At 43.4% G+C, this 21902-nt stretch carries 21 protein-coding genes and 2 tRNA genes; 4 read left to right on the plus strand and 19 right to left on the minus strand.

The genetic code is table 11. From position 1 onward, the window contains the following. Positions 1-5: 5 nt before the first annotated feature. The 17 genes from RBI_RS13490 to RBI_RS13565 form a co-directional block, all read right to left on the minus strand. Positions 6-719 (minus strand): hypothetical protein, encoded by a 714-nt coding sequence (locus RBI_RS13490; protein ID WP_041337572.1) that lies wholly within the window; start codon positions 717-719, stop codon positions 6-8. A 17-nt stretch (positions 720-736) separates the two neighbouring features. Further along, the gene (locus tag RBI_RS13495; RefSeq protein ID WP_041337574.1) at positions 737-1066 is read right to left on the minus strand and encodes a DUF3852 domain-containing protein; all 330 of its coding nucleotides are present in this window, start codon (positions 1064-1066) and stop codon (positions 737-739) included. Further along, entirely contained in the window at positions 1066-1857 is a 792-nt protein-coding gene (locus RBI_RS13500) for a class B sortase (protein WP_051706983.1), read from the minus strand. Before RBI_RS13500 ends, RBI_RS13495 begins: the two co-directional genes overlap by 1 nt. A 3-nt stretch (positions 1858-1860) precedes the next feature. Then, on the minus strand, positions 1861-6252 hold the full coding sequence (locus RBI_RS13505) for a SpaA isopeptide-forming pilin-related protein (RefSeq protein WP_051706984.1): 4392 nt from the start codon (positions 6250-6252) through the stop codon (positions 1861-1863). 69 nt (positions 6253-6321) lie between these two features. Then, the gene (locus RBI_RS13510) at positions 6322-7230 is read right to left on the minus strand and encodes a hypothetical protein (RefSeq protein WP_041337576.1); all 909 of its coding nucleotides are present in this window, start codon (positions 7228-7230) and stop codon (positions 6322-6324) included. A gap of 108 nt (positions 7231-7338) precedes the next feature. Further along, positions 7339-7755, minus strand: a complete 417-nt coding sequence (locus tag RBI_RS13515) for a DUF3846 domain-containing protein (RefSeq protein WP_051706986.1) — start codon at positions 7753-7755, stop codon at positions 7339-7341. Further along, on the minus strand, positions 7752-8021 hold the full coding sequence (locus tag RBI_RS13520; RefSeq protein ID WP_041337578.1) for a hypothetical protein: 270 nt from the start codon (positions 8019-8021) through the stop codon (positions 7752-7754). Before RBI_RS13520 ends, RBI_RS13515 begins: the two co-directional genes overlap by 4 nt. Before the next feature lie 21 nt (positions 8022-8042). Next, a complete protein-coding gene (locus RBI_RS13525) occupies positions 8043-8852 on the minus strand; it encodes a DNA adenine methylase (RefSeq protein WP_041337816.1) in 810 nt (269 codons plus the stop codon). A 212-nt stretch (positions 8853-9064) separates the two neighbouring features. After that, positions 9065-9262, minus strand: a complete 198-nt coding sequence (locus RBI_RS13530) for a hypothetical protein (protein ID WP_022288247.1) — start codon at positions 9260-9262, stop codon at positions 9065-9067. Continuing rightward, positions 9243-9383, minus strand: a complete 141-nt coding sequence (locus tag RBI_RS14995; RefSeq protein WP_158455166.1) for a hypothetical protein — start codon at positions 9381-9383, stop codon at positions 9243-9245. Before RBI_RS14995 ends, RBI_RS13530 begins: the two co-directional genes overlap by 20 nt. After that, positions 9384-9626: a hypothetical protein gene (locus tag RBI_RS13535; protein ID WP_041337579.1), complete on the minus strand. Its 243-nt coding sequence runs from the start codon at positions 9624-9626 to the stop codon at positions 9384-9386. Further along, positions 9626-10399 (minus strand): phage antirepressor KilAC domain-containing protein, encoded by a 774-nt coding sequence (locus RBI_RS13540; RefSeq protein ID WP_041337581.1) that lies wholly within the window; start codon positions 10397-10399, stop codon positions 9626-9628. Before RBI_RS13540 ends, RBI_RS13535 begins: the two co-directional genes overlap by 1 nt. After that, on the minus strand, positions 10392-11663 hold the full coding sequence (dcm, locus tag RBI_RS13545) for a DNA (cytosine-5-)-methyltransferase (RefSeq protein ID WP_041337583.1): 1272 nt from the start codon (positions 11661-11663) through the stop codon (positions 10392-10394). Before dcm ends, RBI_RS13540 begins: the two co-directional genes overlap by 8 nt. Before the next feature lie 53 nt (positions 11664-11716). Continuing rightward, positions 11717-11983, minus strand: a complete 267-nt coding sequence (locus tag RBI_RS13550; protein ID WP_041337585.1) for a DUF4314 domain-containing protein — start codon at positions 11981-11983, stop codon at positions 11717-11719. 8 nt (positions 11984-11991) lie between these two features. Beyond that, the gene (locus RBI_RS14365; protein ID WP_051706988.1) at positions 11992-12810 is read right to left on the minus strand and encodes a DUF6329 domain-containing protein; all 819 of its coding nucleotides are present in this window, start codon (positions 12808-12810) and stop codon (positions 11992-11994) included. 370 nt (positions 12811-13180) lie between these two features. Continuing rightward, positions 13181-13256 (minus strand) — tRNA-Thr (locus RBI_RS13560). A gap of 66 nt (positions 13257-13322) precedes the next feature. Beyond that, positions 13323-14213 carry a tRNA lysidine(34) synthetase gene (locus tag RBI_RS13565; RefSeq protein ID WP_041337587.1) on the minus strand — a complete coding sequence of 297 codons (891 nt, stop codon included), beginning with the start codon at positions 14211-14213 and terminating at the stop codon, positions 13323-13325. Positions 14214-14524: 311 nt separating this feature from the next. On the opposite strand from RBI_RS13565, the gene RBI_RS14370 reads away from it, so the two are divergent. Both RBI_RS14370 and RBI_RS13575 read left to right on the plus strand, forming a co-directional pair. Further along, positions 14525-15082 carry a CYTH domain-containing protein gene (locus RBI_RS14370; RefSeq protein WP_022287470.1) on the plus strand — a complete coding sequence of 186 codons (558 nt, stop codon included), beginning with the start codon at positions 14525-14527 and terminating at the stop codon, positions 15080-15082. A gap of 159 nt (positions 15083-15241) precedes the next feature. Beyond that, the gene (locus RBI_RS13575) at positions 15242-16096 is read left to right on the plus strand and encodes an amino acid ABC transporter substrate-binding protein (protein ID WP_022287469.1); all 855 of its coding nucleotides are present in this window, start codon (positions 15242-15244) and stop codon (positions 16094-16096) included. A gap of 123 nt (positions 16097-16219) precedes the next feature. Here the strand turns inward: RBI_RS13575 and RBI_RS13580 are convergent. Then, positions 16220-16312 (minus strand) — tRNA-Ser (locus RBI_RS13580). Between the two features lie 452 nt (positions 16313-16764). Between RBI_RS13580 and RBI_RS13585 the strand changes: the two genes are divergently transcribed. Both RBI_RS13585 and RBI_RS13590 read left to right on the plus strand, forming a co-directional pair. Then, positions 16765-18645, plus strand: coding sequence for a GGDEF domain-containing protein (locus tag RBI_RS13585; RefSeq protein ID WP_081856075.1), 1881 nt, complete (start codon positions 16765-16767; stop codon positions 18643-18645). A gap of 173 nt (positions 18646-18818) precedes the next feature. Then, positions 18819-20132, plus strand: coding sequence for a hypothetical protein (locus tag RBI_RS13590; protein ID WP_041337591.1), 1314 nt, complete (start codon positions 18819-18821; stop codon positions 20130-20132). 292 nt (positions 20133-20424) lie between these two features. On the opposite strand, the gene RBI_RS13595 is transcribed toward RBI_RS13590, so the two are convergent. After that, on the minus strand, positions 20425-21894 hold the full coding sequence (locus RBI_RS13595; protein ID WP_041337593.1) for an alpha-N-arabinofuranosidase: 1470 nt from the start codon (positions 21892-21894) through the stop codon (positions 20425-20427). Between the last annotated feature and the right edge of the window lie 8 nt (positions 21895-21902).

A 21902-nucleotide genomic window follows, 5' to 3' on the forward strand; every position in this document is an offset into this window, starting at 1 on the left:
CCGCCTTAATACTTGACATTCTCCGCAAACTTACTCATCAGCTGCGAAAAACTCTGCCTCTCCATCATATCCGAACTGAGAAAAGCACCCGACGCAACGGTCAGCTTGTTTTCACTAAGAACAGCGTAGGTCTCAGTGTATCCAAACTGCGACGCCATTCCATCAGTTTTCTGGACTGACGCATAACGCTGATATTTTCCCTTTGATACAACGCTGCTTGTCATTCTGTAATCGGACACAAAATCGTCCGCTGTGATACCGTTCATCTGAGCAGCAGTCTGCCTGAAGTAATGATCCCCTAAATTTTCAAGGATATATTCCATATCGTAAGAAAGACCGCTTTTACTCAGATCAATACACATCACCTCAACAGAACCACCTCCGTTTGTGCCTTTAAGCGTTATCTTCTGCACACCATTTGAATCATCGATTTCATTATCAAAAGAACAGCCTTTCATAGCTTCCGCTACCAATTCACTTGTATCCACAAAGGATATATCGGAATCGAAAAATTCGGCAATAAAGGTGTCCGTCTTTATCTTTTCATCCTCTAAACTGCTTTCAGCCCCTGAAGAGGCAGCCGAGTCGTGTATGGACTCGGCTGTGGTTGTAGTAGTTGTTTCCGTAACAGCATTCTGGATCGGCGGACTGATCGTTCCGCAAGCTGTCATTGTCAGCATAAACGCTGCTAAAATTGCAGTCAATGCTTTTGCTTTCATATTCATTTTCCCCCCTATCAGATTATGCTCCAGATGTACAGCGGACAGGTCAGGGAAAAGATCAAACAGCCGAAAATGATAGCGATCGGCGTCCATTCAAGCTGACCGTGTTTGCGATAATCGAGGTATGCGAGTGTTATCTTCACAAACAGCAGAACTGCAAGTATAACGTCTATCACGGGAAACACCACATTGTTTACGACTGAAACGACCTGTGCTCTTGCTGTAGTCCAAGTGCTTGTCACCGCCCCCGCAACATCGCCCGAAGCATAAGCGGTTATTGACATCATCTGCACAAAACAAAATGCGCTTACTGCCGCCGCAATGATTTTCTTTTTTGATCTCATTACACATCATCCTCTCTGTTTTCGATAATTTTCCCTACCAGAATTGTGCGGCTGTTACCCTCTGCAGAAGTACAAGTTGACAGCGTTATCAGGTTATCTTCTTCGGAAATGCCGATCTCCTTGTAAATACTCGCGCAGTTTCTGAGCTGTAAATCCCACTCTTCAAAGGTCGGATCAGCAAGATAAAGTCCGCTTGTGTCTGTAGTTCTTGCAACCGCAAAGAAATCTATCAACCGAACATTGTCATCGGTAGTCAGCCAGCCGTAGCTGTGTTCCATGAAATATTCCTCGTTTTCGTAATTCGGAATATCTGCAAACATCGTTCCATTGCCCATATTGTGACCATAAATAACGCTGTTGAAGTCCGAAAAATCACTTGAACAGCGGTAGTCCATAAACAGCGAGCCTGCATAGAGATAGCTTCCGTCCGCCGCCCTGTGAGCGTAATATTCATTATCTTCCGACTGCATGACCGGGTAATCGATATTTGTACCGGGGATATACAGCCAGGCCACGGAGTCACTATGCTCGTTGGAAAGCTGCCGTACCTGTGCTGTAAGCTCCTTTTTTGTATCTTCGGGAACTCTGTCCGCCGATGGCTTGTCAGAACTATTGTTGACTGCCTCATCAAGCGTTTCTCTCGCTATCGGGGTAGGAGCATAGATCAGAATATCCTGCCAATTGATTTTCTGAGCCACGTCGTTTTTCACCAGAAGATAAATTCCCCCTCCGAGGAGGGCGGCTGCGGTCACAGCCGCAATAGTGCGAATAGCTTTGGTTTTCTTAGTCATAGATCAATCCTCATCAATTTCAATAAATTCGGGGCAAAGAGCTGAATGATCTTCAGGCTCCTTGTCATCATTTTTCTTTCTGCTAATGATCAGCACAAGAAAGATTATGAGCGAAGCGCCCATAAGTGCAAATGCCGCAAAATCACTGTGGTTATCGCCTGTATACGGAGTAGTGGTTTTAGGTGTAAGCTCGTCATACATAACGACTTCGGTCACGCTGCCGTCAGCGTTTACCGTGAACTTGATTTCATTTGCAATCTCGTAACCGTCGGGAGCGATAGTTTCACGAAGCGTGTACTCCTTGCCTGCGATCAGCTTTCCTTCGATGAAGTGAGCCTCGTCCGTGGATACCCATTCCTCAACAACATTTCCGTCCTCGTCAATGATTTGGAGCGTTGCACCAGGCAGTTCCTCACCTGTTGTAATGTCCCGCTTTGAAATACGAACCTTAGTGGTATCATCCACCATAACGATAAGCGGATAGCCGTTATCTGAAACGGCTGTTGAATCAACGTTTTCTACGGTAACATTGCCGTAAACATCAACGTTGAACTTAATGTCTGTCGCAATAATATAACCGTCGGGTGCGGCAATTTCTTTAAGCACATATTCACCTGCACCAAGCTTTGAAACAATGTGATTTGTGCCGTCGGAAGTCCATTTATCAACTTTCTCACCGTCAGCATTTTCAAGCACCATTTCAGCACCCACAAGTTCGTTTCCGTACACATCACGTTTGGAGATCTCAACAGTAATAGGTTTGTTTTCCGTAGTTATCTCAATAACCTCTCCGTCCTCTGAAATGCTGACAGCATATTCCTTGTCGCTAAGAATATATCCACTCGGACTTTCTATCTCACGAACGATATACTGTCCGAAAGGAACATCTGTAAACTCAAAACAGCCATTCTCATCTGAAGCGGCAGTCATTATTGCAGTATCTCTGCTGAACTTCACGCAGTCGGCAGTAAACAGCCCGAACACAGCATTTTCAAGAGGTTCACTCTTATCATCTACCTTGTGACCCTCTATCCTGCCACGCTTGAGAAGATTTACAAACTGTCCGCAGTCAATATCCACAGTCTGAATGTCCTGTCCCATATATTCGAAGTTTACAAGATACTTTTCGCCGCTGAGAACATAGTGTTCATCGGTTGCAATTTCCTGAACATAATACCTGCCGAAAGGTATCTGTACATCAAATTTTGCGGTCATATTTTCATCAAGTGAAACTTCTGAAATCATTCCGTCCGCAGGAATAACCGTACCGTCAGCGGCAGTAATATCTTCTGCGGTGAATAGCCCGAAACGAACGCTCGTATAGTAGTCCTTGCCGTAGATCCCGAACAGTTCATCACTTTCCATAACCTTAGAAAGCGATATCCTCACGCTCTGATACTCATTTTCAAAAGCTGTATTCACAGTATCTCTCACCTCAAATTCCTGCCCTGCATATGTCAGCTCAACATCTTTAGGCTTATTGTTCAACACATAACCGTATGGAGCTTTGGTCTCTCTGACCTCATACTTGCCGAGATAAAGCGGCTCGGTTTCGGCATAGCCGTTTTCGTCTGTCGTGATCTCCGAAACAACATCTCCTGCATAAGCTCTTGTTGTACCGTCGAGTGTAACGATATCCTCTACAGCGATCACCTGAAATACTGCGTCGCTGAGATCTCCGTCTGCAAACACGGGAGTGTAAGTTGTTGGATTCACGATCATTTCACCGTTTTCATTGGTGTATGCGGAGGAAGCCGTTGCCACGCTTGTGAAAATATCGCCTGTTTTCCGAACGCTGATTTTTCCTTTCTGAGCGGTGTTTTCTTTGCGGACTTTAATAACCGTCAGGGCATTTTCTTCCTCTGCGTTATCAGCAGAAACTGTGAAAGACACAGGCGTACTGTCCAGAACATAACCCACAGGAGCCTGAACCTCAACAAGCGAATATTCACCGTAGGGAAGAACTTCGGGAGTGATCAGATAGCCCTCGCTGTTTGTGTAGAAAGTGTCGATTGTGGTTGGGGTAGGGTATGCAAAAGTCATTGAGATCTTCTGACCGTTTGAATCATAGATCTCAAAGCCTGCACCCTCGTAAGGAATGGTTTTTCCCGTTTCGGAATCCACTTTTACTACCTTGATATAGCTTTTAAATTCTGCATTGTTGATGAGGTAGCGATAGGTCTGACCGTCAGCCGAAATTTTCACATCAAAATCAGCCATAAACTCAGTACCTTCCCAGCCCTTGGTCTGATGCACGGTGTAAATTCCGTATGGCATATCCTTGGTTTGTGCAAATCCGTTTTCATCGCACGTCAGGTAATCACGTTCTGTTTCAACAGCATTTGCATAAGACCCCGAAGATTTCAGATACACCTCAAATTCAGCTCCCACTTCGGGAGTTTCTATCTGAGTAGAGCCGTCATCGGAATGCTTGATCATTGCGATATTTCCCTTGATAACGTCCTCAGTCACTGTCATAGAAAGTGGGTTATGCTCAATGAAATAATTCTCAGCTTCTGCACCAACTGAGTAAACTGTTTCATCAAGCAGATAGCCCTCGCTTGGCGAAATTTCCTGAACAGTGTAGTTTCCGCAGACATACTCTTTTGTCTTGAAATATCCGTTTTCATCGGTCGTATAGGTATCTACGAGCTCGCCGTCCTTGTACAGTCCGTAAACTGCTCCTGCAAGCGTTCCATTGCCCTGTGCTGATGCTGTTTTGGAATCCTGCTTTTTCACCTCTACAGTAAATTTCTTGAGGATATTTTTGAATGTCTTAGTTGTGGTTGCGTCAGCAGTAAGAGTTGCTGTCTGATCCGCAGGAACTACATATCTTATTGGAACATTTTTCTCGGAAATGGTGTACACGATCTTCTCGTTTCTGCTGTTGTAAACGGGAATATCGGAAAGAATTGCAACACCGTCCGAACCTGTTTTAATTGTGTAGGTCTTACCGTTGCCCGTAATAGTGAACTCCCTATCACCGTTCTGATTATCCTCAGACTGCTTATTTATCTTTATCGAGCCCGTTTTAAGTTGATTGTTGAACTTTACATTCACAGTCAGATCAACATCTCCGCTTGTAAGCGTAACATTCTGAGCCTTAGGAACTTCGTATCTTGTATCTACATTGATCTCGGATACGGTGTAGGTGATCGCTTTGCCCGTAGATGTGTTGTATACCTTTAATCCGTTAAATTCGGCAACGCCGTTTGCATTGGTTTTCTTGGTGTAACTGCTGCCGTCGTTTCCTGTGACCTTGAACTCTCTGCCGCTTACGATTCCATCTTCGGCGGTCTTGTTGACCTTAATTGTGCCTCTCGTAAAATCTTCGGTCACAAATATATTTTCGTCAGCCTTTAATGCGAACACTTCTTCAGAGATACTGTAACCTGTCGGTGCGGAGATCTCCTTAACGTAATACTGCTTTTCGGGTAACTGAATGGAGCCTGTTCCGTCCTTGCCGATAGTGATCTCGCCGACCTTGTTTTTACAAGCCTTATCGGTATATACTCCGTATTTTGCAACCGTGCCGTCCACCTTGCTTGTACCTGAAATTTTAACCGTTTTGTCCGAAGCAAGAACCTTGGTTATTTCAAATTTCACATCATTTTTTGTGATCCTGAACGCCGACATATTCATAGCGGTAGCGGTCTTACCGTCAGTCTTGTTGTTGATAACAACGCCCTCAGAACCGTTTGATTCGATTCTCCAGTGTGTACCTCCTGCGCCTGTGCCGTCCCCGACTGTTTTGGAATTGATAAGACTTTCCGAAACGCCGATAGACTTAAGGTAGCTTACCACATCGTTTCTTGAATCAAATTCGCCCATATATATCCAAGCGTGATCCTCACCACTCGGATTCTGAGCGACCACCACAGAACCTGCTGTAATAACCGAACCATCAGCACACTCCCAATATGGGCGGTCTGTTGTTTTGATGTTTTTCTTTTCGACTTCAACCTTTGAAGTCTTTCCGTCGTAAGTTATGGTGCAGTTATCATTGACTGTAAGCCAATGATCTGTGTCAACAGGCACAGGGTTGTTCCATGAAAATCCCGAAGTGCTGTAGCCAAGCTGTGTAAGCGTATAGTACACCAGACCCGAACAGTCGATACCGAGGTTGTTGATCGTTTGCACCGACAGCGGAGTGTACTGTCCCTGATCATACGCATACCAGTAGCCCTTGTTTCCATAGGTATACGGCGTACCCAGCAAATTCGCCGCTTTTGCGATCACCGTATCTGCCGACGGGAATGCTGCGTTTTCAGTCGATGAACTTGCGGCATTTGCCGTAATAACTCCGCTCATAGATGAGCCGAACATAGAAAAAGCACAGAGTCCTGCCATGAACCCTGCACCGAGCTTCTTTAATATTTTCGATTTTTTGAACATAAAGTGCATTTCTCCTTTTCATTTTTGCAAAGAAAAAGAGCCGGATTTCAGCTCTTTCGTTTGCACATTTTAATATATTTCATCATATCTTTGGTTGCTTATCAAATCCGCCCCTGATACATATGATTCATCAATATCTATTATTTCGCTGAATCCGCAGTCGTTATTCAGCAGAAATCCTTGTCCCTGCGTATCAAGAACAAACCATGTTCCGTTTACCTTAACAACATTTGCTACATGACCATACAGTTTTGACGGCATCCATGTAAGATAGCATTCCAGGTCTGTACCTTTGCACAAATAGTAGGTCTGCCACGAATAATTCACACAAGTTCCCGAACCGTTTTCAGTCATCCAGTTGTATACCGCCTCTGCCTTGCTGTAATCAGAGCCGTTATGAAATAAGCTTCTGCCGATATCCATATATCTTTCTTCCTCAGTAGGCATCGGCGAGGGTGGTTGAGTCTGCGGCACTGTTGTAGTCTCAGGCTTTGTCCTTGCGACAGGCGGATTTGTTACCGTAGGTACTGCCGATGCTGACGGCTTTGCCGTTGTTGATTTGGTGGCATTCTGAGGCTTCTCATTGGACGGCTGGGCGTTCTGCTCCGCTAAGTTATTATCCTGAGAATTGTTGGATGGAGTATTATTCTGCACAGCTTGGTTATTACCCTGTACAGCGTTATTCTGCCCCTGAACCGAATTGCCGCCTGTATTTGAAGTGCTTGATTTCTTAGCCGCAGTTACCTCAGTATCTGTCGGCTTTGAGGAAGATGATACCGTCTGCGAACTCTTTTTAATGGTCGCTGTGGTTTCACTTGTATCCATTTCTTCCTTTGCCGATGTTTCTGCGGAAACTATAGCCGTGGCCGCAGTTTGACTAGCTACTGAAGAGTTTTCGCTTTCTGTGGATTCCGATATATTTCCACAGGCTGATAAAAATACCGCACAGAATATTGATATGACCATTGCTTTTTTCATATTATCACGCTCCTTGACAAGCAATATATCACACTAATACTTTAAAATCCAGACTTTTTATTGAAGTTCTACCTTTGTCACAATTTGCACAGCATAAGCTTTAGCAAACTACATACTTATCTCCGGTGACTCTTCAAATTCTTCAAGCGGTTCGATCACTTCAGGTCTTGTTTCTCTAACAGCAACCAGCCCGATACCGGGCAGATCCACTATGATATGATCAAACTGCTGCTTGTACTTTTCTATCTGTTTATCAGCAAGTGAACAAGAATCCCACTCTCCGTATTCGTTCAGACAGTTGCCAGAAATATAGAAAGTGCCGTGAACAAGAGTATTTCCAACTATCCTGTTAGGCTTTGAACCGTTCAGCAGAAACTCATCATTGCACCAGCAAAGTGCGTCATTTGTCTGCTCAAAATATATAGGTTCAATGCTTCCTCCGACCACCTCCTGCATTGCCTGGATATCGTCCTCGATATCTTTCACATACGGTTCTTTCAGAGGTTCAAACACAAGTATCCTCATTCTTTTGCCTCACTTTCACAATACTCTTTCAGCGGACAATCGCCGCAGTCATCAAACATTGCACAGGTACGCTGTATCTCCTCCTCTGAGATGCCGCAGTCATGGTGCTTACTCTCATTCTCTGAAGGAAAAAGGGCGATCTCAAATCTTCCTCTCTCGACCCATATTTTCAGATCCACCTCCGCTCCCTCTTCAAAGAACACACCGGGTACTTCTATGTCTCCCAACTCATTGATAAATCCTTTTGTACATATACCATTTTTCATAAATCAAACCTCCGTGATCGTTTAATTGTCAAAGAGCGAAAGCTGACGAACTGCCTTTGCCCTTTCGCTTGTGTCATAATTTGAGATAAGCAGTTCGCCGTACTGACAGCCTGCGTCATAACGCTGTGCTAAGTTGTTAAGTCTGCTTATCTCCTCGATGTGGGTATTAGGCTTGTCCCATATCTCCCTTATCTCCGGACAGTCATTGTATGAAACCAAGAACTTGCCTTTGATCTCTAAAAGTGTGTCACGCAGTCTGATATGATCCTTTGCCGTAAATCCCACGTCCTTGTAGTAACTTTCGGTAGCAAAGTAGGGCGGATCGCAGTAGAAAAAACTTACTGGTCTATCGTACTGCTTAATCAGCTTTTCAAAATCCTTGTTCTCAACAACTACTTTCTGCAATCTTCTTGCGGCAAGGTCGATCATAGGGAAGTCCGACCATATCGAATGCGGCTGACTTCCAAAGCTGTCAAGACCGCTTGCATAGCTGTAACGTATAAGCTGATAAAACTTAGCCGCCCTGTCAACGTCATAAAGTCTTGGCAAAATGCCACGCTTATGAAGTAGGGCTAAATACTCAAAATCTTCTCTTGAATCAAGCACATACCTAAGCTTGTATTTCAGCTTTGCAGGCTTGTCACGAACGCAGCGGTAAAGATTTGCAAGATTTGAATTGAAGTCATTGTACACCTCAAAATCTGCACCGGGCGGCTTGTGAAACAGCACCCAGCCTGCGCCGCCGAAAACCTCTATATACCTTTCATAGTAAGGTGGAAATCTTGCAAGAACCTCGTCACGAAGATTCTTCTTTCCCCCTACCCATGACATAAAACTGTTCATATATAATTTGCCTCCGAAAGGAGGCACACCTCCTTCCGATGTTTTGTGCAAAGCACAAAACTCGTAATTGAAAGCTTTGCTTTCAATTTACTCCTATTCTGCCGTTAGAACCAACAGCAGAAAAGTCGCTTTGCAAGCACCAGATTTTTGATCTGCTGTTGGCAAAACGACCTTAATAAATATTAGATTTTACGCTGTTTTCAGCCCTTGATTATCGGGTCAACATAGCTGAATATGATGCGTTTCTGTTCAAGGTAGCCGTCGGCTTTGTTTACCTCATTACACAGCTCCTTGTATTGCTTTTCCGAAAGCACAGGCTTTGTTGCTCTCAGCATTGCAGGAATATTACCCATACAGAACTTGAAGTCTACTTTGGCTTTAACTCTGTTTGTGTGCATCTTTGACCTCCTTATCAAGACGTGCGATCTCTTTTTCAGCAGACTTAAAAGCCACGGCAAGAGAACCTATCGTTGTTCCGATGATAACACCTATCATCATTCCAATGAACAAATACGTCATTTACATCATCTCCATTTCCATATCCTCATCTTCTGTCTGTTCATCATCGGTCGACGTGATCTCAACATACTCGCCGATAACATTCAAGGCCTCATAGTAACTGCCCGAAGATGTTATTCTGCTGCACATTTCCTTTGCCTCATCATACATTCCGTTCCTTTTCAGCGTTTTTGAGGCTATGCCCATAAGATTAAAGATATTTCCGTCCTGCCCTATCAGCGGACATTTTGGCTTTTTGGACATCACGACATCTCCTTTCCGTAATATTTTCTCAGCAGACCTATGATAAAAAGCTGACCTTTTCCCGTAACAAACGTCTGCTGATAGGTCTTTGTCATAGTCGGAGTTTCAAAAACCGACTCCTTAACAGCAAAATATCCGCAGTCGATAAAAGTCTGATAGGGGAGATTGTTTGCCATAAGCACGCCTTTTCCTTTCAGCCAACTATAGAGCCTGTTTCTGCCGACAGGGATATTTTCGGCTCTCGCAAGCTTCGCCATAGCGTTCATGTCAATGAGATTGGTTGTATCAGAAACCTGTTTCGCAAACTCCACCAACGGTTCGTCGTGGCGGATACGCTCGTTGAGCTGATTTATCGCCATCATCTGCAGACGGAAAAGATTCTGATACGGCTCGTCGAGGAATGGGAGATAGTTATCGATAAACATATCTTCGTTAGCTACGTAGCCGCCTGTTTGATTGATTTGAGGCAGGATCTTATCAAATATCCACGACTCAAATTCCGCAGCTCTTGGCAGTTTGCTGTGTGCGACAAGTCTGTAAACATCGCCCTCAGGAATAAAAATCATCTTAATGGTCTTGCTTGGGGACTGCGGATGAGGTAGGTCGTGTTTCACGCCCCACCTGCAATGCCGCCTTATTGCGTCCTTTGTGTTGCTGTAGCCCAATGCAGAAGCCACATCCTTGCCGCAGAACATGATTCTGCCGTTATCTTCCTTTAAAATTCTGAGCGAACCAAATTCCTCATTTTCAAATATCTTTATCATATTATTCATTTGCATTCTCCTTGTCAATTTCTAAAATAAACCTTGCAAGAGCCTCAATAACATTCGTAGTAACGGCATTTCCTGCCTGCTTGTAAAGCTGTGCGTCGGACATTCCGGTTGCCGCCACCTTGTTGAACTGCTCGTCTGTAAACCCCTGCAAACGCCAGCATTCCAAAGGCATGAGCCTGCGGATATATCCGCAGTAGATCACCCCGTGTTTATCGGTGACAGTTATCGTAAACATCGGTTCGTTTGGGAGTTTAAATCTTCGCCCTTGCTGACGAACTTTCTCCTTTTCGGGAGTAAGCACCGCAATCGGATCGCTAATCACGATCACCCCCGACTTTTCTCCTTTATGGTGACCTATACCGCTGTCCTGCCTTGACGTTATGCACCTCGCAAGCTCTGTAACTTTCGGTTCGGGATTCATATCGATACACATAGCGTAATATCCCTGATTACAGCTTGTTGTCAGCGTGTGTGCTACATCGTGACCTACACGTCCTCGTCTTGAATTAATGTTAGGGTAGGCGAGATCAATACTGTCGCCGGGCAGAGCGATCTGATAGCCCGACTTAGTTTTTGATTTTATCGGCAGGCCGATTATCTCATAAAGGCCTGTTTTTCCTCCGAAACCGCCAGCCTGACTTGTAAGGGTTATGCTCAGTCCGTCGGCTGAATATACTCTGTTGCCCTCTCTGCCTGAAATTCTTTTGACAAGAGTTTTTGGATTTGCATCTGTGAAAGACAATACTTTTCCGGAACACTTTTCTCTATGAAATCCGATAATATACACTCTTTTTCGGGATTGGGCGACTCTAAAATTTGCGCTGTTAAGCACCTGCCATGCGACATCGTACCCCAATTCGTCCAGCGAACCAAGGATGGTCGCAAACGTCCTGCCTGAGTCATGCGATAACAATCCGGGTACGTTCTCAAGCAGCAGATATTTAGGTTTTTTAACGGCAGCGATTCTGGCAATTTCAAAGAACAGAGTTCCTCTTGCGTCGTCAAATCCGCCCCTTTTTCCAGCGATTGAAAAGCTTTGGCAAGGGAAGCCTCCGCATATAAGGTCGAGATTAGGCAGCTCGTTTGGGTCGATCTTTCTTGCGTCATCGTAATACACCTCGTTTCTTGTATCGTACAACGTTTCGTATGCTTTCTTTGCATATTTGTCTATTTCACAATAACCGACGCACTTGAATCCGCCTGCTTTTTCAAGCCCTGAGCGAAATCCGCCGATACCTGCAAAGATATCGAAATATTTTATCATTTACCACGTTCCTTTCCGCAATAAAAAACGGCCAAGCTTCCTTAACTTGACTGTTACATTGACATATTCATTTCTTCTCCCTCTGTTTGTTCCGATTCTTCTCTGATAACGTGAAAATCGTCCACGCCTGGGAGCACGCCAAGCATTCTGCCATTGTCAAAGACACAATGCAAAGTGCCTATGTCATCAACGTGATCGACCCTGCCAAGAGTCCCCGACTCAACAGGGAACGGGTCATCATTCATTCTGTCAAGGCAGATGCGAGTTCCTTCGGGATATCGTTCTTTCAGCCATTCTACTTTCTTTTCGTAATACATCATAAATCACCTCACAATGTCATTTCAGGTTCTTCGGTCAGCTCTTTGGATTGAGTGCGATCCATTTCCTCCGTCGTTTGCAATGACCAGCTGTCATCAAAACTCCAAAAGCTGACATAGATCTCGCCGTCAGGAGTTTTTATCGGTCTTTGTTCCAGACTCTCTCCTGCACCGTCGCTGAGCTGACCGATAAAATATTCACGGAGATCTTCAAGTTCATCTTTCGTAAGCTGACCGTAAACGCTTGCTGTAACAACTCCCACAAGTTCTTCGTCATTTTCTTCGACAGACATAAATGCCGAAAACACCTTTTGGTCAACAGAATTTCCTCTATTGTACCAATGCATCAGACCTCGCTCTTTTTCCTCAGGCAGATTAAAATCGCTGATAAAATAATTTATCTCCGATTCGTAAGCAGAAGCCTCATTGGGTGAGATTTCATTGTATTCATCATCGTCCCATCTGCTGATCTCAAGAGGGCAGTAAAATTTCATTTCCTGCAAATGCATTTGCATATGATTTTCGTAAAGCAGTTTTGCATTTGGAATATACTGAGCATATCGTGCATAAGGTGCGCCCTCTGATTCGATCAGCAGTCCGTCGCCCTGATCGTCATCGTATATGAGCAGGCAATGATACTGATTATTTACGTCGCAGAACATAAGGTCTGTGTTTTCTGCGATCAGATCATTGTCCTGCATCGGATGCCTTTTCAGGCGTTCAAATTTGTCATGGGTGACTGCTTCTGCCTTTTCCACCACGCAAACTCTTGTACCGAACTCTGGCTCTTTGCGGAGCAGATTTGCATTGATCACAAGTTTTTCATTCATTGTCATTCCTCCGTTCGTATAGTTTTTTGTTTTTTAATAGTATAGCTGCCACATTGGTATCACAACCTTTCCTTAGAAATGAAAAAAGGCTGTTTTATCATCGTCACTTAAATTCGTGACAATAGACAAAACAGCCTTTAAAACTTTGTGATTATTTTTTCATAACAAATCGGCAGGCTCAGAGCGAAATCTGCTCAAAGTCTGCCGTTATGTTCGATATTTTTTGTTGTGTAGGGTTCGACTCCCTTTTTTCGTGAAAACCGGTGAAAAGCATCCACGGTTTTACACTAAAATTTTCCGCTTTCTAAACATCAAAAAAGCCCGTAAATACGGGCTTTTTCAGGTGAATATCCATTTGGTATCACCAATATGGAGCTGCTAACCGGACTTGAACCGGTGACCTCGTCCTTACCAAGGACGTGCTCTACCTACTGAGCCATAGCAGCAAACCAATTACAGTAATATATTATACACTATCTCTGCCGCTTTGTCAAGCCCTTTTCACAACTTTTTTACTCTATTCCCTCATCATCATCGTCATCTGCCTGAACACTTGGGTCGTAATCATCATATGTGTCCATAAAATTGTACTTCTTGCCCTTGTATTCGTATTGTATCACAGTGCGCAGATTGACGTTGTAAACGCTCTTGAAGATATTGTTTTCGATGTTGGGATTGGTGGCACGAAACTTTGCTATAAGCTCCTTCATTTCCTGCCGCTTTGATACTTCACCTTTTTTCTCTAGCCCCTCGTAGCTCTCAGTGAAACGGCAGGCACAGCGGATAAAATGCAGATCGTTCTGCTCCACCCAGCGGATAATGTCCGCCTCTTTCACCATGTACAGTGGTCTGATAAGCTCCATGCCTGCGTAGTTCCTCGAGTGTAGCTTCGGCATCATAGTCTGAATCTGTCCTCCGTATACCATGCTCATGAGTATGGTTTCTATAACATCATCAAAATGATGTCCCAAAGCTATCTTGTTGCATCCAAGGTCCTGCGCAAATTTGTAAAGCCAGCCACGTCTCATTCTTGCACAAAGATAGCATGGGTTGCGTTTTGTGTTGTATGCAATGTCAAAGACCTTTGTTTCAAACATCTTTATGGGTATTCCCATAAGCGCCGCATTGTCGATTATCCTCTGCCTGTTTGCGTCGCTGTAGCCGGGGTTCATCACAATAAACTCCAGCCCGATATCCATGCCCTGATATTTCTGCAAATGCTGCATACACTTAGCAAGGAGCATTGAGTCCTTGCCGCCTGATATGCACACCGCTATTTTGTCCCCCGGCTTTATCATATCGTAACGCTCATATCCCATAACGAACTTGTTCCATATATCTCTGCGAAAATCAGTAACGATGCTCCGCTCTATCTTCTGCTGTGGCGTCAATATTCTTGACATCTCAAACTCTCCTTAAAATAATCAAATTACTAATTAAATTCTACTATTTTTATGGGAATTTGTCAACCATATTCATGTTGACATTATATTGTGATATTGTTATAATAAAATAAAGGCAATACCGCACAAAGATTGTGCGTCAGATGCGTAGTCAGATTTTTTGTCAGATTGCATAAAAATTCCGCAGGCATACTGTTGTATGTCAAGGGATTTTTGTGTGATATGACGGAAAATCTGCAAGCAGATGGCGTGCAAAGCCGTCAGGCGGGCTTTGTGCGGTGTTGCCTAAAGTATTAAAGCAGGAGGATATCATGAGCGAAAATATAGAGCGTGAGATAAAAATTTCTCTCACAAAAGAACAATATAACACCGCTGTAAAGCTTTTTCAGTGGGGCAAAATAATAGAGCAGACCAATTTTTATTATATCCCGCAAAGAGATTCAGGCATGACAAGTATCAGGGTAAGACAAATAGGGGATAAGTATTTTTTGCAGCTTAAAGCACCTATCTCCGAAAATGGTGCGCTTCATGTGAAAAAAGAGTATGAACAACAGCTTGACAGCCTGCCTAAAAAGCTCACCGCACAGGAGCTTTCAAAGCTTGTGGGGAGAGATTTCCCTGCCGCTGACCTTACAGGCTCTTTGCATACTCAGCGCAAGCTCTGCACCGATTTCGACCATGTTGAGATATGCCTAGACAAAAGCGAATATCTCGGCGTGACCGACTATGAGTTGGAGCTTGAATATACAGCAGACTATCCCGAAAAGCCTTTGGAGATACTGAAAAATGCAGGTATCACACAGGGAGAAGCGGTAATAGGCAAGTATGCAAGGTTTATGGAAAGAGCGAAAAAGCTGGGCAAGTGCTGATTTTCGCCTATCTGCGGTCATTTTCTATGAAAAAGCACCCACAGCCTGCAAAGGTTTGGGCAATAATGATAATTGACAGTGACGTTATAATATGTTATTATATTAAAGTGTTAAAACGTATGAAATGGTATTTTGACGATACCCGAAAGGAAGTTAATAATGAAAAGATCTATTTTTAAGACTATCGCATCACTTTCCGCTGCTGCCATGATGCTTTTGGCTGTAGGCTGCGGAAGCACATCTGATTCTTCATCAGCAGCAGGCACAAACAGCACAGCCGCTGCAACAGGCGAGGATAACTCACTTCAGAAAGTTCTTGATTCAGGCAAGCTTGTGCTTGGTCTTGACCCAACATTCAAGCCAATGGGCTACACGGACGAGAACGACAACATCGTAGGCTTTGATATCGACGTTGCAAAGGAAGTTTGCTCAAGACTTGGTGTAGAACTTGAAACTTACTCTGTAAACTGGGATACAAAGGAGCAGGATCTTAATGCAGGCACAATAGATTGTATCTGGAACGGCCTTTCTGTCAGCGATGAGAGAAAGAAAGTAATGCTCATGAGCGAGCCTTACATGAAGAATGAAATGGTGTTCGTTGTAAACGGCTCAAGCGACGTTGCTTCACAGGCTGATCTTGCAGGCAAGAACATTGCCGTGCAGAACGGCTCAACAGCACAGGAAACACTTCTTGCATCTGACGTTGTAGCAAATGGTGCGACAACAACGGAGCTTGCAACAAATGTTGAAGCCCTCCAGCAGTTGGAGCTTAACATGGTAGACGCAGCGTTCCTTGACTCAGTAGTTGCAAACTACGAGATATCCACATCAGGCAAGGATTACAAGGTGCTTCCTGACGGCCTTGACCCAGAGGAGTACGCTATCGGCTTCAGACTTGGTGATCAGGCACTTTGCGACAAGATCGAGGAGATCCTTCACGAAATGAAGCAGGACGGCAAGCTCGCTGAGATATCAACAACTTGGTTCGGAAGCGACATCACGACCATAGAATAATCACAAAAACATTCAATCGGACAGTCTTCGGGCTGTCCGATTTTTTTTGCTTATTAAGTTTTTTTCGTGTCATATCTTTAGAAAATAAAAAAGTCTCGCAAACAACGTGTTTACGAGATTTTTTGGCGGAGAAGGAGGGATTCGAACCCTCGATGAGCTATTAACCCATACACGAGTTCCAGTCGTGCGCCATAAACCGGGCTAGGCGACTTCTCCAGTTTATCATTTTTTATATGTGTCACACTATCTAAGCGACTTTAATATTATACCATATGATCTTTTACTTGTCAAGACATTTTTGAAACTTTTTTGTTCTTTTCTTATTCAGAATTACTGTGTAAAAAAAGTTTTCTCTGCGATGCTTTATTAACAATATTCTGAAAAGTTTTCATTTTATTTTCTATATGAACATGTTACCGAAAATTTTCGCAATCTCGAAAACGATTAAGCAAATCATTTGGTTGATTTATAACAAATTTAATCAAATATATGTATTGGTAATATTGAAAATATCTTAATAATTTTACCACAAAAATAAAAAAGTCTTTAAAAAGTTTACGAAAATTCACAAAATGCCTTTGACAACTCGAGGCAAATGTGGTATAATATTTGAATGACTGTAGGGTGAAGTGCGTCTAAATGCGACATTATAGAGAAGGTGAGACATTTTGGGAAGAAAACGCATTGGAGTGATATTGTCTGAGGCAGAAAGCTATTATCAGGAAAGATTGCTGAGAGGCGTAATGACAAAGGCTTTTCAGCTTGACTATGATGTGCTTATCTTCACAAGCTTTGTCAAAGTGTCATTCTTAAAAGCAGTGTCTGCTGGAGAAATGCAGATATATGACGCTATAAATTATGATAAGCTCGATGGCGTTATCGTTTTGGCAGATACATTAAAAATGCCTGGGCTTTTTGACAAAATATGCAGGGATATAGATGAGAAATGTCATGTTCCTGTGGTTTTTATAGATGGAAGCTATAAGGACTATGAAAGTATTTATACCCGTGACGAAATACCTTTTATGCAATTGACAGAACACCTTATCGAGGTCCATGGATGCAGGAAGATACTTTTTCTGAGCGGTGCGCTGGAGACTGCCACCACTCGTGAACGGCTTGCGGGATATAAGCGTGCCCTTGAAAAGCATGGCATAGAGTATGATCCGGACTTTGTCTGCTTTGACGGAGGCTTCTGGTATGATAAAGCGGCAGAGGTGGCAAATAATATCATCTATGGCAGACGTAAAAAGCCTGACGCTATCGTTTGCTGTGGAGATTATATGGCTATAGGCGTTGTACATGAATATCAGAAAAACGGTTTGAGCGTGCCTGAGGATATGATAGTTGCAGGTTATGACGCAATAGACGAGGCTATCCATTGCGTGCCAGCTATAACCTCTTGCTCACCGCCGATCTTTGAAACTGGCGTGAACGCAGTAATGACCATTGAGGCAAGGATCAAAGGCGTTGAACCGCAGGGCATTATAGAGGACGGCGGCAAGGTGGAGATAGGTGCTTCCTGCGGCTGTCATGAGGATTACAGCTATACAAAGCGTGATCTTTTATCATCTCAGAACAAGATGAATTATCATGACTTTTTGGACAGCAGTATGACCGATATAATGGCTTGCTCTAAAGATCCCGATGATCTGATGGCCAGGATACAATATTTTCTCTATCTTATCATTGGTCAGAAGAGATATTATCTCTGCCTTAATGAGGATTGCCTTGGAGAGCATGAGATAGTCGGTGAGATCTCCACTGTTCCAAAGGAATATACAGAAAATATGGTGCTTTATATAAGAAATGTTGACGGCAAAAGCAGAACTCTTCATGATCCTTTTGAACTCAAAGAGATATTTCCTGATCTGGATGAAGAAAGAGAAAGCCCTTGTGCATTCTTTATCACTCCGGTACATTTTATAGATCGGTGCTATGGCTATGCTGTATTGTCTTACGGTGACGAAATAAAATCGATAGATATCACTTATCGTAATTGGACAAATCATGTAAGCAATGCTCTGGAATCAATGCGGATACGAAACTCCATAGCTAATCTTGCAGTCCGTGACGCTATGACAGGTGTTTATTCGAGAATAGGCATTGAGAAAAATATCCAGTTTGTTGTTGACAGAATGTCAAATCCGAAAAATAAGGCTTTTATCGCTGTCTGCGATCTGGACTGCCTTAAAAAGATAAATGATAATTTTGGCCATAACTGCGGTGATATTGCAATAAAAGCGATCGCAGACGCAGTTTTGGCATCGACAAAAAATAACGAGATATGTGCAAGGGTAGGCGGCGATGAGTTTGTGGTGATAGGCTGTAACGACTATAACGACAACTATCCTGAACGATTTTCTGCAAGGGTCAACGACCGGCTTAGGGTATATAACAAGTTTGCAGGTAACGAGTTTGAGGTCAGCGTTAGTATAGGCGGTATTTGTAAACATATAACAGATGTCCACGAGCTTGAAGATATGTTTACACAGGCGGATAAGATAATGTACGCAAGTAAATTGGAAAGACATAAAAACAGGAAATAGCAATAGATAAAATATCAGTGCATTACAACGGACGGTCAGTGATCGTCCGTTTTTGCGTGTGAGAGACACATATCCACTTGACTTATAGGCTCAAATGTAGTATAATGTAAAAGTTAAGGCGGTTTTCTGCCTGTTAGTAAGACGATTTTTTCGGAAAGGAAATGGATAATAAAATGGCTAAAGCTAAAAAAATAACGGCTGCTCTTACTGCCGCATTGCTTTGTACTGCAAGCCTTACCTCTTGCTCAGACACAAGCTATGTGATGACAGCAGGTGACAGCAAGATAAACGCAGGTATCTACATTTATAATGAGCTTACAGAAATGTCATATCAAATGACGATGATGTATTATCAGAAAGGCATCAAAAAGGACTATTTCGATCAGAAGGTAGACGGAAAGGAATTTGACGAGTATCTTTCAGATTATGCTCTCACTGCAACTAAGGAGTATGCGGCTGTAGTTGACAAGTTCAACGAGCTTGGACTTACTCTTTCAGATGAGGATATAAAGTCCATTAATGACAGCATAAGCAGCACATGGGATTCTCAGGGCGAGTTTTACGAGTCAGAGGGTATCTCAAAGGAATCTGTAAAGCTTGCACTCAAAGGCTCGAAAATGAGGGAAGAGCTTTTTGATCACTACTATGCAGAGGGCGGCGAGGAAGCCGTTTCAGACGATGAAATGGTGAAGTATCTTGATGATAACTACCTGAGATATAAATCCATTTCCTTTGCAAAAACTAAAGCATCAACTGATTCTTCATCATCAGCCACCGATTCTTCTACAGACTCAGCAGACGCTGCAAATGAGGAAGCCAAGGCAAAAAGAGATGAGTTCCTTGAAAAGGCTCAGGGCGTTTCGTTTGACGATTTCGACAGCATTATAGACGAGTACAACGACTATGTTGCTTCAAAGAAAGCCGCAGATTCAAGCTCCGCCACTGACAGCGATTCATCAGCCTCAGACAGCAGCACGACTTCTGACGACACTTCTTCTGTAGCAGAAAGCGACACAAGTTCTACAGCTTCCGATGATACATCTTCTGTATCTGACAGCACAGCAGAATCAAGCTCCGCTGCAGACAGTGACTCGTCAACAGACAGCTCATCATCAGAGCCAGACCCATATGCAAATGAGAAAATGGTGAACTATGGTGAAATGGACGATTCACAGAAAGACACTACAAACGGCAAGATACTCAAAGAAGTAAGCGGTATGAGCACAGACGTTGCAACAGCTTATGAGGACGATAACGCATATTACATTCTTATCAAGGGCGATGTTAAGGACAGAGATACAGAATATGCCAAGGACAATCATGAAGATCTTCTAAAAGAAATGAAGAGCGATGAATTTCAGAAGAAATTAACAAGCTGGGTAGAAAAGCTTGACATCAAGGTGAACAACAAGGCCATAAAGCGTTACACACCGAAAGTGGTCTACGATAAGCAGACAGAGTATTACAGCAAGAACAATAATTCATAGCAGATAAAATTACCGCCGCAACCGAGTTTGGTTGCGGCGGTTTTGTCATGTTGACAAATCCTTTGGTTTCCTCCTTGCTGAATTGCAGCACATAAGGAGAAAATCCCCAAATGTGAACACATTCACATTTTATCAACAGAAGCCCCTTTTGCGCATTATTTTTTTTGCGAGCACAATGCCCAACATATTATGGCTTTATAAAGCAAAGAGCTGCGCTTCTTTAATGAAACGCAGCTCTTATGCTTATTTTTTTATTATAAAGACGAAATGCACTGTGAATATGCCACAATATTTAGTCAACAACACATTCCACAACAGCACAAGGCGGAATATTCAGCTTTAACACATTGTCCTTGATGACTGCCGTATGCTCGGTAATGCTCACTCTGTCGGGACAGTCGAAGTCGTTATAGCTGTGTGCCTCATTTGTAAGTATCCTGCAAGAAACTGATGATGCTTTAAAACCGAAAATGCTGCATTCAACAGCAGCCTCTTCCGTAAGCGAACAGTTTGCGACGGTAACGGTCATACTCTTTTCGTTCACCGATGCGGAAACCGAGATCATCGGAGCATTTTTACCTTCCGACATATTTTCGTTCTGCGTATAGAAGTAAACTGCCTCGTTGTTTTGGTGTGTTTTAAAAAGGTCGAAAACGTGATATGTAGGCGTTTTTATCATCTTATCGCCCTCTGTAAGAATGACAGATTGGAGAACATTCACCGCCTGCGCAAGGTTTGCCATTACAACACGGTCGCTGTGTCTGTTAAAAACATTCAGCTCTATTGCAGCAACGATAGCATCACGCATTGTATTCTGCTGATATAAAAATCCCGGGTTCGTACCCTCTTCTACCTTATGCCAACAGCCCCACTCTCCTATTACAAGTCCTATTTTCTTTTCGGGATCATAGCGGTTCATTATCTCCGAATGTCTTGTGATAAGCTCATCGGAAAAGTTCGCTGCAGCTATAGTTTTATAATAAAGCTCATCGTCAAAATCGGTGGCAGACTCCATTTCGGGCCATACCGGCATCGTATAATAATGCAGGTCGATAGCATCAACATTATTGCTGTCAAGATTTTTCATCATGACTTCTGTCCAGTTATAGTCGGCAGAGCTTGAACCGCAGGCTATTCTGTAAAGTCTGTTTCCCGAATAATTGTGGCAGAATGTCTGATACCTTTTATAAACGTCGGCGTAATATTCGGGACGCATATTTCCTCCGCAGCCCCAGTTTTCATTGCCGATACCGAGGTATTCGAGTTTCCACGGCTCGGCTCTGCCGTTCTTCTTTCTCTGCTCTGTGAGAGGTGATTCCGCATCTGAGGTCATATATTCTATCCATTCGGATAATTCACGAACACTGCCGCTGCCAACATTGCCGTTTATATAAGGCTTGCAGCCAACAAGCTCACAGAAGTGCATAAATTCGTGCGTGCCAAAAGAATTATCCTCCGTAACTCCGCCCCAGTTCGTGTTCACGATCTTTCGGCGCTGAGATTTTTCGCCGATACCGTCTTGCCAGTGATATTCTTCTGCAAAGCAGCCGCCGGGCCAGCGGAAAACGGGAGCTTTTATATTTCTGAGCGCCTCGATGATATCATTCCTTATTCCGTCTGTATTCGGAATAGGTGAATTTTCACCCACATATATACCATTGTAGATACATCTTCCGAGATGCTCGGAAAAATGTCCGTATATCTCGGGAGAGATATGTCCGAGCCTGTCGTCTGCATTTATTACCATTGATATTTTTTTCATGTTATACC

This window comes from Ruminococcus bicirculans (ex Wegman et al. 2014) (assembly GCF_000723465.1).
GTDB classification, from domain to species: Bacteria; Bacillota; Clostridia; order Oscillospirales; family Ruminococcaceae; genus Hominimerdicola; species Hominimerdicola aceti.